General features: G+C 38.6%; 12 protein-coding genes, 4 tRNA genes and 1 riboswitch. Of the genes, 8 read left to right on the forward strand and 8 right to left on the reverse strand.

What is annotated here, in order from left to right; all coding sequences use genetic code 11:
* Positions 1-3 precede the first annotated feature (3 nt).
* Complete coding sequence (locus tag RTR43_RS19490; protein WP_312474105.1) at positions 4-1,449, forward strand: DEAD/DEAH box helicase; 1,446 nt, start codon at positions 4-6, stop codon at positions 1,447-1,449.
* A gap of 79 nt (positions 1,450-1,528) precedes the next feature.
* Here the strand turns inward: RTR43_RS19490 and RTR43_RS19495 are convergent, their stop codons facing one another.
* Positions 1,529-3,076, reverse strand: coding sequence for a GNAT family N-acetyltransferase (locus RTR43_RS19495; RefSeq protein ID WP_312474107.1), 1,548 nt, complete (start codon positions 3,074-3,076; stop codon positions 1,529-1,531).
* A gap of 319 nt (positions 3,077-3,395) precedes the next feature.
* Here RTR43_RS19495 and RTR43_RS19500 point away from each other — a divergent pair, with 319 nt between their 5' ends.
* The 3 genes from RTR43_RS19500 to RTR43_RS19510 all read left to right on the forward strand — a co-directional run bounded on the left by RTR43_RS19500 (position 3,396) and on the right by RTR43_RS19510 (position 5,876).
* Entirely contained in the window at positions 3,396-4,361 is a 966-nt protein-coding gene (locus RTR43_RS19500; protein WP_312474110.1) for a LacI family DNA-binding transcriptional regulator, read from the forward strand.
* A gap of 468 nt (positions 4,362-4,829) precedes the next feature.
* Positions 4,830-5,639, forward strand: a complete 810-nt coding sequence (locus RTR43_RS19505) for a Cof-type HAD-IIB family hydrolase (RefSeq protein WP_312474112.1) — start codon at positions 4,830-4,832, stop codon at positions 5,637-5,639.
* Positions 5,640-5,687: 48 nt separating this feature from the next.
* Positions 5,688-5,876 carry a hypothetical protein gene (locus RTR43_RS19510; RefSeq protein ID WP_312474114.1) on the forward strand — a complete coding sequence of 63 codons (189 nt, stop codon included), beginning with the start codon at positions 5,688-5,690 and terminating at the stop codon, positions 5,874-5,876.
* A gap of 92 nt (positions 5,877-5,968) precedes the next feature.
* On the opposite strand, the gene add is transcribed toward RTR43_RS19510, so the two are convergent.
* Positions 5,969-6,976 carry an adenosine deaminase gene (gene add / locus RTR43_RS19515; RefSeq protein WP_312474117.1) on the reverse strand — a complete coding sequence of 336 codons (1,008 nt, stop codon included), beginning with the start codon at positions 6,974-6,976 and terminating at the stop codon, positions 5,969-5,971.
* Between the two features lie 65 nt (positions 6,977-7,041).
* Positions 7,042-7,141: riboswitch (purine riboswitch) on the reverse strand.
* 167 nt (positions 7,142-7,308) lie between these two features.
* Here add and RTR43_RS19520 point away from each other — a divergent pair.
* The 4 genes from RTR43_RS19520 to RTR43_RS19535 all read left to right on the forward strand — a co-directional run bounded on the left by RTR43_RS19520 (position 7,309) and on the right by RTR43_RS19535 (position 11,801).
* The gene (locus tag RTR43_RS19520; RefSeq protein WP_312474138.1) at positions 7,309-8,004 is read left to right on the forward strand and encodes a response regulator transcription factor; all 696 of its coding nucleotides are present in this window, start codon (positions 7,309-7,311) and stop codon (positions 8,002-8,004) included.
* Complete coding sequence (locus RTR43_RS19525; RefSeq protein WP_312474119.1) at positions 7,997-9,001, forward strand: sensor histidine kinase; 1,005 nt, start codon at positions 7,997-7,999, stop codon at positions 8,999-9,001. The genes RTR43_RS19520 and RTR43_RS19525 overlap by 8 nt, the downstream gene beginning before the upstream one ends.
* 102 nt (positions 9,002-9,103) lie before the next feature.
* A complete protein-coding gene (locus RTR43_RS19530) occupies positions 9,104-9,865 on the forward strand; it encodes an ABC transporter ATP-binding protein (protein WP_312474122.1) in 762 nt (253 codons plus the stop codon).
* The gene (locus RTR43_RS19535) at positions 9,855-11,801 is read left to right on the forward strand and encodes an FtsX-like permease family protein (protein WP_312474125.1); all 1,947 of its coding nucleotides are present in this window, start codon (positions 9,855-9,857) and stop codon (positions 11,799-11,801) included. Before RTR43_RS19530 ends, RTR43_RS19535 begins: the two co-directional genes overlap by 11 nt.
* Before the next feature lie 166 nt (positions 11,802-11,967).
* Here the strand turns inward: RTR43_RS19535 and RTR43_RS19540 are convergent, their stop codons facing one another.
* The 6 genes from RTR43_RS19540 to RTR43_RS19565 all read right to left on the reverse strand — a co-directional run bounded on the left by RTR43_RS19540 (position 11,968) and on the right by RTR43_RS19565 (position 14,555).
* Positions 11,968-13,005, reverse strand: coding sequence for a serine hydrolase domain-containing protein (locus RTR43_RS19540; RefSeq protein ID WP_312474128.1), 1,038 nt, complete (start codon positions 13,003-13,005; stop codon positions 11,968-11,970).
* 260 nt (positions 13,006-13,265) lie between these two features.
* Entirely contained in the window at positions 13,266-13,781 is a 516-nt protein-coding gene (locus RTR43_RS19545) for a YfiT family bacillithiol transferase (RefSeq protein WP_312474131.1), read from the reverse strand.
* Between the two features lie 342 nt (positions 13,782-14,123).
* A tRNA-Met gene (locus RTR43_RS19550) sits at positions 14,124-14,197 on the reverse strand.
* Between the two features lie 63 nt (positions 14,198-14,260).
* A tRNA-Ser gene (locus RTR43_RS19555) sits at positions 14,261-14,353 on the reverse strand.
* Between the two features lie 31 nt (positions 14,354-14,384).
* Positions 14,385-14,461 (reverse strand) — tRNA-Met (locus RTR43_RS19560).
* Between the two features lie 18 nt (positions 14,462-14,479).
* Positions 14,480-14,555: transfer RNA gene (locus RTR43_RS19565), tRNA-Val, on the reverse strand.
* Between the last annotated feature and the right edge of the window lie 62 nt (positions 14,556-14,617).

The following is a 14,617-nucleotide window of genomic DNA, read 5'->3' on the forward strand; positions in this document are numbered from 1 at the left end:
TACATGAATGAAAAAAATTTTGCGGATTATCATTTAAGCGCGGAAATAATGAGAGCACTTGCTGTGTTAAAATACGATACTCCCACAGAGGTTCAGGGCCAAGTCCTACCATTTGCATTGAAAAATCAAGATTTGGTCGTGAAATCGCAAACAGGCAGCGGCAAGACGGCATCTTTTGGCATCCCCATTTGCGAATTGATAACATGGGAAGAAAAAAAACCACAGGTATTAATACTGACACCCACCAGGGAGCTTGCTGTTCAAGTTCGTGAGGATATCACGAATATTGGCAGGTTTAAACGGATCAAAGCGATGGCCGTTTATGGAAAAGAACCTTTTTCAAAACAAAAGGAAGAACTGCAGCAAAAGACTCATGTCGTTGTTGGGACACCAGGTCGAGTCATCGACCATATTGATAGAGAAACGCTCGCTTTAGACGGAGTAAAGTATCTAATTATTGATGAGGCGGATGAAATGCTGAATATGGGTTTCATCGACGACGTTGAAACGATTATTAATGCTCTCCCTGCAAACAGAGTAACGATGGTATTTTCCGCCACCTTGCCTAAAGATGTTGAAAATCTTTGTCATAAATATATGAAAAACCCTATTAATATTGAAATTGCCTCTACCGGGATCACTACAGATACCATTGAACACACTTTAATAGAAGTGAAAGAAGAAGATAAACTATCTCTTCTTAAAGACGTAACCGTCGTTGAAAATCCAGACAGCTGCCTTATTTTTTGCCGAACAAAAGAACACGTCGATACCGTGTATAGCGAATTGGAAGCATCCAATTATTCATGTGAACGGCTCCATGGTGGATTAGAACAACAGGACCGGTTTGCCGTGATGGATGGTTTCAAAATGGGGAATTTTCGTTATTTAGTAGCCACCGATGTTGCGGCACGTGGAATTGATATAGATAATGTGACACTTGTCATCAACTATGACGTTCCCATGGAAAAAGAAAGCTATGTCCACCGAACAGGAAGAACTGGCCGTGCGGGCAATACAGGAAAAGCGATTATGTTTGCGACACCTTATGAAGGAAAATTTGTTAAAGCAATTGAAAGGTACATTGGCTTTGAGGTACCTAAAACAGAAGCCCCTTCGCCACAGGAAGTTGCAAATGGAAAGGACGCATTCGAAGAAAAAATCAGTGGCCGGCGAGTGGTCAGAAATAATAAAACAGCCCGAATCAACCAAGGTATCATGAAACTCCATTTCAGCGGCGGGAAGAAGAAGAAGATTCGTGCGGTGGATTTTGTTGGAACAATCGCAAAAATACCTGGAGTAACAGCAGATGATATCGGCATTATAACGATTCAAGATCATTTGTCCTATGTTGATATTCTTAATGGCAAGGGTTCATTAGTCCTTCAGGCCATGGAAAATACACCAATCAAAGGAAAGAAGTTGAAAGTTAGCAAGGCGAATAAGTAAATAACTTCAGCAAGGACGATTATGCCAACCATAATCGTCCTTTTTTCTCTTCCAAAAATAGACGAAAAGCTTTCCTGATTTAATCCGACATTGCCTGGTTCCATTCAATTCGATATAAATCATGCCGCCTGTCGTGCAATTGGCGCAATGAACCGGAATTTCGGGAACGTCTCAACTTTTCAAGGTCAACATCACCTACAACAACCGTATCAATATTGGCATCACATTCCCCAACAATCCCATCCCTTGCAAACTCAAAATCAGAAGGTGAGAAAATTCCAGACTGGGCATATTGAATATCCATATTCTCTACATGTGTTAAGTTGCCTACGGTTCCAGCAATACAGGTGTAGACGTGGTTCTCAATCGCTCGTGCTTGGGCACAATAACGAACACGAAGGTAGCCCTGACGATCCTCCGTACAAAAAGGAACAAATATTATGTTTGCCCCTTTATCAACAGCAATCCTTGCGAGTTCGGGAAATTCGATATCGTACGAAATTTGAATCGCTATCTTTCCACAATCTGTGTCAAACACATGTATTTCGTTTCCCTCGGCAATCCCCCACCACTTGCGCTCATTGGGTGTTGCGTGAATTTTTGTTTGTTGCTCAATTGTGCCGTCACGGCGGAATAGAAAACCTACATTGTATACATCCCCATTCTCTTCGACGAAATGGGATCCCCCGACAATATTGATGTTATAACGGACAGCCAGTTGGGTAAACAACTCAACGTATTGATTTGTATAAGTCGCAAGCCGGCGAACGGCCCGATCGGGGCGTTTTTCTTCGAGAAATGACATCAATTGGGTTGTAAATATCTCCGGGAATACGGCAAAATCCGATTCGAAATCTGCAGCGACGTCGACATAGTACTCGACCTGTCTCTTAAAATCCTGAAATGAGTCAATTTTTTTCATCATGTACTGGACAGCGCAAATTCTAACTGGAAAAGCTGTCCGATAAATACGCTTATTCTTGGGACGATAATCGACATTGTTCCATTCCATTAAGGTCGCTACTGAAGCAGATGCCAAGTCATCTGGGAGGTACCTTGTGTTGATCCGTTTAATGGTAAATCCCTGCAGGAGCTGGAAGGACAACACGGGGTCATAGATGCTGTGCTTCTCAACCGCTGCCACATATTCGCGAGCCGTCATTTCATCCTTGTACTTGTGGTAATTTGGGATCCTTCCGCCGATGATGATGCTTTGTAGATTTAAGCGAACGGCTAGTTCCTTGCGGGCTTCGTAAAGGCGGTGTCCTAGTTTCATCCGCCGATATTCCGGATCCACCATCACTTCAATCCCGTATAAGTTGAATCCATCGGGGTCATGATTAGTGATAAAGCCATTATCCGTGATGCTGTCCCACGTGTGCTGATCGTCGTATTCGTTAAAATTAACGATAAGACTTGAACAGGAACCTACTATCTTGTCCTCATATTCGACACAGAATTGACCCTCAGGAAATATTCGAATGTGACTCACCAATTGCTCTCGCTTCCATGGATCCATGTTAGGGAAGCAAGTTTTCCCTAACGTAATAATGGCATCAATGTCTTCAAGGCGGATGTTACGGATGATTATTTTCTTCTCGTATTTCGACATATCGGTCTCTGACATTTTCTCACACCCTTACTTTTTCCAGCTCTGGCACAACGCTATTTTTTCGGATAGAATGATTCCTAGGTTGGGTAGAAAACATTCAACGTTGTCTCTCTTAGATTGCCTGTTTCCATGGAATAATATGAGAAATACCGGTAAAACATAAAATGTACATTTTATCCCGAAATAACGGGCGATAAGCCCTCCACTTCCTCTCTTTCATGCAGGATCTACGCCAAGATAGTGCTCCCTTTTTAGCTCTTCTAAATAATCTTGATTCATTTATTCCACATGTTCATGTAAAGTAAAAGCAAAGAAAGGGAGAAGAGGTTATTGGATGACAAACATTAAAGATTTAGCGAAGATGGCCGGCGTTTCTGTAACCACGGTTTCTCGTGTGCTAAATAATCATCCTTATGTGCGTGAGGACAAAAGAAATGCTGTTTTAGAAGCCATTAATCGAAGTAATTATCAGCCCAATATGAATGCCGTCCACTTAAGTACGGGGAAATCCTTCCTTGTGGGTGTGGTTGTTCCTTACATCGATCATCCTTATTTTGCTTTGTTAATAAAAGGGATGGCCAGTGAAGCATTAGAAAACAACTACAAACTGGTATTATTCCAAACCAACTACTTGGAAACTAGAGAAATAGAAGCTCTACAAATGTTAAAACAAAAGCAAATTGATGCCTTAATTATCTGTTCGAGAAAATGCAGTTGGGGGATAATCGAAGCGTATATGACTTATGGCCCGATTATTTTATGTGAAGATACGCGCGGGAAAAGGGTGTCCTCAACATTTGTTGACCACTATAAAAGTTTCATGATTGCATTAGAATACCTTTATCAAAAAGGGCATCGCCAAATTGGTTATTGTATAGGCCGGAAATCAGGGACAAATAGTAGACAGCGAGAATTGGCGTTTAAGGATTTTGTTGAAAACTATCATTTGCCCTATGAACCTGCATACATTTTTGAGCACTACACTCATTTTGAGGACGGGGAACAAATAATCGAGCGAATACAACAAATGTCTAATCCTCCATCGGCCTTGCTAGTGACAAGTGATGAGGTTGCTGCCGGGATAGTGACCTGTGCGCAAAATCGAAATATTTCGATACCGGGTGACCTCGCCCTAATAGGTTTCAATAATCAACCCATCGCGAAGATGATGAATATCACGACAATTGAAATTCCTCTTGTGGATATAGGCAGGAAATTATTTCTTCAAGGAATAAACATTAGCAAAGAAGCTACCTATCAAGAAATACCCGTTACATTGATTGAACGTGAATCTGTCTGAAATTTAGTGGTGCCTGACACCAAAATGAATGGATTACCAGACTTGGGGGTTGAATTGATCACCAAGTCTTTTTGCTGGCTTAGATTCTTTGCATCCGAGGGTAACAGGGACTTAGCCGACAGTCTCAATGGGTTATTCGATTGTTTTAGGCTCTTAGCCGACAGTTACTGGCCCTTATATGACAGTTACTGCCTCCTATCCGACAGTTACTGCCTCCTATACGACAGTTAATAACCCCTATACGACAGTTACTGCCTCCTATCCGACAGTTAATGTCCCCTATACGACAGTTACTAGCTTCTATCCGACAGTAAGTCATTTACTCAAACCAAAAACTTTCATCAAATCCCTTGACCTGAAACGCGTTTCATAAAATATGCTAGTTGTGCAAGACGACACAACACCTAGTCGGCGTAACCGGGAAACTGAGCGTAACGGCTGTGTTGTGTTTTACTGGGGGTATGGAAAATGAAGAAAACAATTGTGTTTTTTGATATTGATGGAACACTTTTAAATGAAGAAAAAATAATTCCTGATTCCACGAAGAAAGCTGTTCGTTTACTGCAGGAAAAAGGAATTCACACCGTGATTGCCACTGGGAGAGTACCGAAGATGTGTTATTGGATTCAAAAGGAATTAAATATTGATTCTTATGTATCGATGAATGGGCAATACGTGGTGTTTGAGGGAAAAGAAATTTACTCAAACCCGATTAACTCTGAAATAGTGCAATCTCTTACTTCGGTTACTACAAGCAACGGTCATGCCTTAGCTTATTGCAGCCACCACGACTTTAAGGTTAGCAAAAGAAACCATCCATATATCGAGACAAGCTTTGATTCATTGATGATGCCCTATCCTGAAGTGGACGAAGAATTTTATAAAAATAGAGCTATTTATCAAGGACATCTCTACTGTGGCCGTAAAGATAAACAAATGTATGTAGACCAGTTTCCTGATCTTAGTTTCATCAAATGGCATGACTATGCTTATGATATCCTTCCAAAGGGGGCTTCCAAAGCAGTCGGCATCCACAAGCTTCTTGAGGTGTTGGATATTAACATAGAGAACAGCTTTGCATTTGGAGATGGTTTGAACGACTTAGAAATGCTGACGTCCATTGGAACGGGAATCGCAATGGGAAATGCGGTTCCCGAAGCAAAGGCCGCAGCAGATATCATCACTACTTCTTCTTCTAACGATGGGATTCTTAACGGGCTCATACAGGTTGGCCTATTGGAGAAATCCAAAATCACGGCAAGCATAATACCTGCTTAACACAAATATGATAAAGGTAAGAATCCTAATAAAGGGGGTTGTTATCGAATGATATTTTTTAATAAAATTGCCTTATTTTTTGTTGTTTTATATTCTTTTACGATAATCATAAATACTTATTTAGGGGAAAACGAACGGGTACAATCCAATGTCATTTACTTTTTATTGAATGGGTTTGCCTATATTGTATCCGCAATGGAAGTCGAAAAAGAAAAACAAATAGTTGTAGAAATTTAATGTTAATTTCAATTTATTTATGTTCAATACAGATTTAATTATTCGTTTATGAGATCCTACTTTCGATAAACAACATATGGCGAACAGTGATGTCACTGTTCGCCATTATATATATATTTCTTCAGCTTTTCTTTTGTTTCTCCATCAGCAAAACATGCTTGCACACTCGTAAGATAAATTTGCTGATAATCCTCTTCACTTATATTAAATTCATTAAAAACAACTGTACATTCATTCGCCATCGTTGTATCCGATACAGTTCTGTTGTCTGTATTAACCGTTACTTTTATGCCATCCTTATGAAACTGATAGATTGGATGTTCACTATATTGAGGGACTGCTTTTGTTTGGACATTACTTGTTGGGCACATTTCAAGCACCACTTGCTTTTCCTTAACGACATCATACGCCTCCACACAGTCCTTAATAAAGACGCCGTGCCCAATTCTTTCAGCACCAAGAAGTTCAACAGCTTCTAGAACATTTTTTCCAATTCCCGTTTCACCAGCGTGGATGGTGACTCGGTAGCCATATTCTCTAGCTAAGGCAATCGGTTCAACAAATTTTCCGCAAAAGCCTTCCTCTTCAGATGCACATAAGTCGATGGCCACAACTCCTTTTCCAAGGAATTTCTTACCCTCTTCTACAACCTCAAACGCACTTTCCACTGACATGGTTCTCATACATGATAGAATGATATTCCCTTTTATATCGAACTGAGCTTCTGCGTCCTTCATACCATCTATGACGCTCTCGATGATTTCATCGACAGATAACCCCTTGACAGTGTGAAGTAACGGAGCAAATCTTACCTCCATATATTTCACATTTTCCTGTGCTGCATCCTCAAAAAGTTCAAAGGAAATTCTTCTTAGGTTTTCTTTTGACTGCATGACTAAATTGGGAATGGCAAACCTTTTCAAGTATTCATCAAGGGATTCACAATTTAATGGAGCAATGAGTTCTCTTTCTAACGCTTCTATTTCCACGGACGGTAACCGGATACCCTCTTGCTTTGCGATATCAATAATGGTTTCAGGTCTAAGACTGCCATCTAAATGGCAGTGAAGTTCAATTTTGGGTAAAAGTGAAAAATTCATAGTTGTCCTCCTCAAATTATCTTATAATTTTCTAAAAAAAAAATTCCTGATTACGAAGAAAATACAAGTCCATGTACTTTCTTCGTAATCAGGAATTATTGGTTCCTGGTAGAGACCTCCAAACCATATCATTGGAGTTATACGAAATTTTATTATTTAATTGCTTTTGTAAAAGGATAATAAAATTTAGGTTTATTGTCAAGCGGATTCATTTTCCAAAATCGCTGGATTCCTTCTATAAGTTAGTGGAAACAACCACTTTCCCCTATAGCACAGAAATAGGATATACTATACAATTATTTTAAAGTAGATAAAAAAGTATGGTGAATCCATTGTTTAAACTCTTGTTAATTGAAGATGATGTAACATTATTTAATGAAATGAAAGAACGGTTAACTGGCTGGTCTTATGAAGTGTACGGGATTACTGATTTTAGCCAGATCCTGCAGGAATTTACGGCGGTAAAACCTGACTTAGTTGTGATTGATATTCAATTGCCGAAATTTGATGGCTTTCATTGGTGCCGGATGATCCGCTCCCATTCAAATGTTCCGATTCTATTTTTGTCCTCACGTGATCATCCTACTGATATGGTGATGTCAATGCAGCTTGGTGCGGACGATTTTATTCAAAAACCGTTTCATTTTGATGTGCTGATTGCGAAAATACAGGCCATTCTTCGCCGTGTCTATAATTACAATACCGAGCAAATTACACTCAAAACATGGAGTGGTGCCACGGTGGACTATGAGAAAAATACGGTCAGTAACGCTGTGGGTATAGTTGAACTAACAAAAAATGAAACGTTTATCTTAAAAAGGCTAATTGAGCAAAAAAATAGGATCGTCAGCCGAGAAGACTTGATTAAGAGCCTGTGGGAGGACGAGCGCTTTGTCAGTGATAACACCTTAACGGTCAATGTTAATCGGTTGCGAAAAAGATTGGACGAACTTGGTTTAGGACGTTATATCGAAACGAAGATTGGGCAGGGTTACATCGCGATTGAAGAGGAAAATAGTTATGATTAAGAAATATTTAGTTGAAAGGCGAAGCTGGATTTTTCTATTCTTATTTATTCAAGTACTCATTCTTTTTGTAGCTTATCTCGATAGGGCGCTTCCCTTGATGCCATTCTTCTATATTATCTTCCTATCCATGCTCGTTTTTAGTATCTTTTTGATTTTCCGCTATCATAAGGAAACAAAGTTCTACAAAAGTTTAGCGGAATGGGAGAACAATCTTGATTTAACCAATATAGCGCAGCCTGAAAGCCCCTTTGAAAAAATGATCGAAAGAAGTATCGTGAAGCAAACAGAATGGCTTAAGCAGGAAGCATCGCAAAACTTTCTGATATTAGAACAGGAGAAGGATGACCTATTAGCCTGGATTCACGAAGTCAAGACACCGTTAACAGCGATGCATTTAATGATTGACCGCGTAGACGATGAACGGATGAAGGCCCAATTAACTCATGAATGGTTACGAATTCATCTGCTGCTTGATAACCAGCTTCACCAAAAACGGATCCCCTTTATGGAGAATGATTTATATATTGAAAAAATCGATTTAAAGGCGTTACTTTTTAAAGAGATTAAAACGTTACAATCCTGGTGTATGCAAAAGGGCATTGGCTTTGATGTTGATTTAGAGGTACCTACAGTCATAACCGATGCCAAGTGGCTTTCTTTTATAATCAGACAGCTGTTGACAAACGCGGTGAAATACAGTGAATCATCCGACATCATAATTAAAAGCTATCAAAAAGACGGGCAAACAGTCCTTGAAGTACAGGATTATGGACGCGGCATCGATCCTAAGGACCTGCCGCGTATTTTTGAGAAGGGCTTTACCTCGACGACTGCTCATCATGACAACGCCGCAACAGGCATGGGGTTATATTTAACGAAAAGAATCGCAAAGCCTTTATTAATCGATATTGATGTCCAATCAAAGCTTGGCGAAGGAACAACCTTTATGTTGACCTTTCCAAAAAGGAATGATTTTGTCCATATTGCAGGCATGTGACAACAATGTCACATGCTTTTCTTATTTGTTCGCTCAATCGAAGGATTGAAATCGTCATCCTATTTATAATAAAAGTATCGATTAGAAAGGGAGCGTGTTGGTATGAAGATATTAGAAGCCAATAAAATTCATAAAAGCTATGGAAATAAATTAAATAAACAAGAAGTATTAAAGGGGATTGATATAAACGTTGAAAAAGGAGAATTCGTGAGTATCATGGGTGCCTCAGGTTCCGGAAAAACCACGTTGCTCAATGTTCTTTCTTCCATTGATAAAGTGAGCGGTGGAACTATCAAAATTGATGGAAAAGAAATGACAGCGATGAAAGAAAAGCAGCTGGCTGAATTTCGCAAGCATCATTTAGGGTTTATTTTTCAAGATTATAACTTGCTGGATACATTGACAGTCAAAGAAAATATTCTCTTGCCGTTATCGATTTCGAAAGTTTCAAAAAGAGCAGCGGATGAAATGTTTAATGCAGTGGCAGGGGAACTGGGTATTGCTGACATCAAGGATAAATATCCAAATGAAATTTCTGGCGGTCAAAAACAGCGTACGTCTGCCGCAAGGGCGTTTATTCATGAACCAAGCATTATTTTCGCCGACGAACCAACCGGTGCCCTTGATTCAAAATCAGCATCCGATTTGCTCAACAAATTAAGCGAAATGAATCAAAACCGTAAAGCAACTATTATCATGGTGACACATGACCCGGTGGCGGCAAGCTTCAGCAGCAGGGTTATTTTTATCAAGGATGGGCAGATTTACACGCAATTAAATAAAGGAGAACAGTCCAGGCAGACGTTCTTTAAAGACATCATGAAAACCCAAAGTATATTAGGCGGTGTCCCAAATGAGCGTTAACCAACTCATTTTTCGCAATCTGAAAAAGAATTTAAAAAATTACTATCTTTATGTGTTTGCGCTGATCTTTAGTGTTGCCCTTTATTTCGCCTTTGTCACCTTACAATATGATCCGGCGATGAATGAAACAAAAGACTCCATTAAAGGGGCTGCTGCGATTCGGGCAGCATCTATCTTACTCGTCGCGATTGTTTCCATCTTTCTGTTATATGCCAATAACATTTTTATTAAACGCCGCAGTAAGGAGATTGGGCTATTTCAATTAATCGGGATGACAAAAAGCAAGATATTCAACATCCTGACTGCCGAAAATTTCATCCTTTATTTTGGTTCATTAGTCATCGGAACCTTTATCGGTTTTTCCGTTTCTAGATTAATCCTGATGATTCTGTTTAAAATTACAGGTATAGACGCGGTCGCTTCCCTAAACTTCTCTTCACAAGCATTGATTCAAACTGTTGTGGTCTTTTGTGCCATCTATCTGTTTATCATGCTGATGAATTATGTGTTTATTAAAAGACAGAGTATCCTTTCGTTATTTAGAGTAGTTTCTTCAACGGAAGGTAAAGTGAAAAAGATGTCCGTCTTTGAAATCATCATCGGGATTATTGGGTTGATTTCGATTGTTTCAGGCTACTATGTTTCATCGAAACTGTTTGGCGGCGATTTTAACACCATGACTGAACTTTTTGGAGCCATGATCTTTATTCTGGGGTCTGTCATTATCGGAACCTATCTTTTTTATAAAGGGTCAGTCAGTTTTATCTTTAACCTCATTCGGAAAAAGAAGGATGGTTATTTAAATATTAATCAGGTATTATCACTATCCTCGATTATGTTTCGGATGAAATCGAATGCCTTATTATTAACAATCATTACAACAGTATCCGCCCTAGCGATTGGGTTATTGTCTTTAAGTTATATCTCCTATTATTCAGCAGAAAAAATGGCTGAAAATCATGTCGCAGGCGATTTTTCATTCATAGATACGGAAAATGCTGCTCAATTCAAAAAGGAATTAGCTGCGAATGACATTCCGTTCAATGAAAATAAGATTGACGTTATTCAGGTGAATGCGAACCTTAAGGGAATTTTGGATATAAATCTGGAAGAGTTAATGTTTGATCCGAAGGCTATGCCTATTCCTGTTATAAGTGATAAGGCTGTTAAAAATATCGATGTGTCTGAGGGGGATACTATTTTTACCGGCTATAATGATTTACTGCAGAAATTTATGAAGCTAAAGGATTCAGGTAGCATAGAAATGAAAGGGCAAAAGGAAGCGATTCCCCTCAAATACTTAGGTTTAAAAAAGGATTTCGTCGTTTCTGCTTACTTTACAAACGGCGGGGAGCCAATTGCCATTGTCGATGAAACGGTTTTCGAGCGTCTTAAGGAGGACATAAATCCTGCCATTCAGAAGAAATCCTCCATCTTTATCGGGATTACGTTAAAAGATGAAGCAAAGCTCGAAAAAGCAAATGATATTTTTAAAAAGATGAATGTTAATGACGACAATAGCTTTTCTTCTCGCTTGGAAATCAGTAATTCGCAGAAAAAAACAATGGGCCTCATCATGTTTATCGTTGGATTTTTAGGATTAACGTTTCTAGTTACATCTGGATGTATTCTTTATTTTAAACAAATGGGTGAGGGTGAAGAGGAAAAGCCGAATTATACCATATTAAGAAAACTCGGTTTCACCCAAGGAGATCTGCTAAAAGGTATTCAAGCAAAGCAAGTGTTTAATTTCGGAATTCCTTTAGTCATTGGCCTCTTCCATAGCTATTTCGCCGTTCAATCAGGATGGTTCTTATTTGGAACAGAGGTGTGGACACCAATGATTATCGTCATGGTCATCTATACCGGATTGTACTCGATTTTCGGAATCCTATCTGTGCTCTATTACAAAAAGGTGATTAAGGAAGCACTGTAAGGAGTACACTTAGACCAACCCAAATTTGTCTAAGATTAAATCTCCAGGATAAATGCATAAGTAATTTCAATATATAAAAACGCTTGGATGTGAACCCAAGCGTTTTCCCCTTATTTTATATGCCTTAGTAAACTAAATAAACAACCACTATTTCAATTTCGAGTGTTTAAGAAGTAAAGGCATTATATACTTCCCCAATAATACCTTTCATTTGATGAACACCTAAATCTGTATTTGTCATTATGACTACGCCAGTCCCCAAATAAGGATTTGCCACCATCAAACATTGAAAGCCTACACCCCAACCAAGGGATGATATTTCAATTTCTTGCTCTGAGCCATCTATAAACAGTCCCAGTCCAGTCCAATCTTTACAACCTTGTGAGTGAATCATTTCCTTTGCATTACTTTTAGAAAGTCCAATCTTACTTTCACCTTTTAAAGAATTGATTAGTTCAATAACCAAAATCGCTAAATCTGAAGGTGTTGTCCATAGTCCAGAAGCTGCTGGATATGGATATATCGGATATTTTCCATCTACTAATTCTCCATTTTTGTTATGACCACAAGAAAAATCTTCGCTTCTAGCTTGTGATATTGTCAGTTCAAATGTGCTATTTTCCATATTTAATGGTTCAAATATGAGTTCGTTCATTACTTCCTTAAAAGGCTGTCCAGTAACATCTTCTATCAATTGTTGAATAATACAAAAACCTGTATCTGAATATTGAAAGTCACTTCCTGGTTCGTACTTAACTTCAATAGATTCGTTGCAGTACAGTGTTCTTCCCTCTAATAGTTCAACCATTGATGGTATGTCTTGAATGGAATTAAGTTCAGTAAAACTACCTTCAGGGTCAATAATCCCAGATTGATGACTAAGCAATGTCCGTAATGTAACTTTTTTATTTTTTGTTAATTCATTAGTGGGAACCTTCCACGATAAAAGGCTTTTGTTTACATCCTTATCTAAATCAAGAATACCTTGTTCCGTTAATTTCATTACTAGCATTGCCGTTAGAAATTTACTGATAGAACAAGCATTAAAAATAGAATTACTGTTTACATTGTTAGCGGTTCCAGCTTCAAGGACACCAAAGCCTTCTGTCAAACTGATTTGACCATTTTCAATTAATGCAATGCTTAAACCAGATACATTATAATGCATCATACGCTCGTTAATGTTTATATTATGTAGTTTCATACAAAACCTCCCATTTTTTGTAACCTCATTATAACATCAAAACGAATATATGTTCCTGTTTTTTTATATGAATGTCTTTTATTCAATTAAGGGCGTGTTGGTCTATTGTGGTTGCTTTTAAATAAAGTTTGATTAAAAATGTTGTGTGAACCGGTACTTATTAATAAATTAATAGAATCCATTTTGAAAAAAGAATAATCAAAATGGATTCTAGATCTTCAAGAATAAACCAAATTTTTATAAAAAAGTTTGATTACACTTTAAAATTGTTTTAAAGCATTTTTTATATGAGCAATATGATGATTACCATGCCATGCATAAATACCAATGTTTTTCTCGACCGAAACAATACCAGAATCAGGATGTATAAATGTTTTTTTTAATTGTTCATTTGTTAAGTTTTCAATTAAATAAACCCACCGTTCATGTAAGGATTCAATGATTTTTAAAGAAGTGGCGATGGGTAATTTTGAATCGGGCAACTTAGCCCATTTATCTTCAGCATACGGTTTAATTGTTGGATTTTCTTCTGTTAGTGCTAATTTGAACCGGATATAAGCATTCATATGACTATCTGCAATATGATGGACAATTTGTCTAATAGTCCAACTACCTTCTCGATATGTAGATTCTAGATCTTCGTCACTCAAATGTTTGACTATTACTATTAATCTCCTAGGTAACGTTCGTATTTCATTGATCCAAGCCTTTATTTCTTCTGTAGAAATGTGTTCAGCACAATCGAATTCTCCTATTGGATATCTTTCATTCATCATCTATTCCTCACCCTCTTTTCACTAATTTCAAAATCATCCTTGCGCCCATTATACCTTGATGATTAATTGAAATAAAAGTTAGGTTATTTACATCGCTGTTTCGTTTGTAAAAATTAATAAATACTGATATAAAAGGTATAGAAAAGCCCAAATCACTATGCGATTTGGGCTCTTGATTAATATACTATTTACAATGTTTCTCCAAAAAAAACGGAATTACTTACTAGATGCACTGGAACTTCTTACTTTGTATTATTTTTCGATGTGTCTAAATGGACTTGAACCATCGATCACCTGCATGACACAGGTTGGCATTCAAACCAATTAAACTACTAGACCATATTGCGGGGACAGGATTTGAACCTGCGACCTTCGGGTTATGAGCCCGACGAGCTACCGGACTGCTCCACCCCGCGACAATAAAAAATATTATGTTTTGTCCATGCTCATAGGATACATGAACTGAACAAAAAAATATATGGAGGAGGAAGAGGGATTCGAACCCCCGCGCGGTATGACCCGCCTGTCGGTTTTCAAGACCGATCCCTTCAGCCAGACTTGGGTATTCCTCCATTATCAAAAAACAATCCCTAAAAATTCATTTGGTAGCGGCGAAGGGAGTCGAACCCCCGACCTTTCGGGTATGAACCGAACGCTCTAGCCAGCTGAGCTACACCGCCAAATGTATTATTCACTAATGGTGGAGGATGACGGGATCGAACCGCCGACCCTCTGCTTGTAAGGCAGATGCTCTCCCAGCTGAGCTAATCCTCCAAAATGGTGACCCCTACGGGATTCGAACCCGTGTTACCGCCGTGAAAGGGCGGTGTCTTAAC

Source organism: Neobacillus sp. (assembly GCF_031988165.1).
Classification (GTDB): Bacteria; Bacillota; Bacilli; order Bacillales; family Cytobacillaceae; genus Neobacillus; species Neobacillus rhizosphaerae.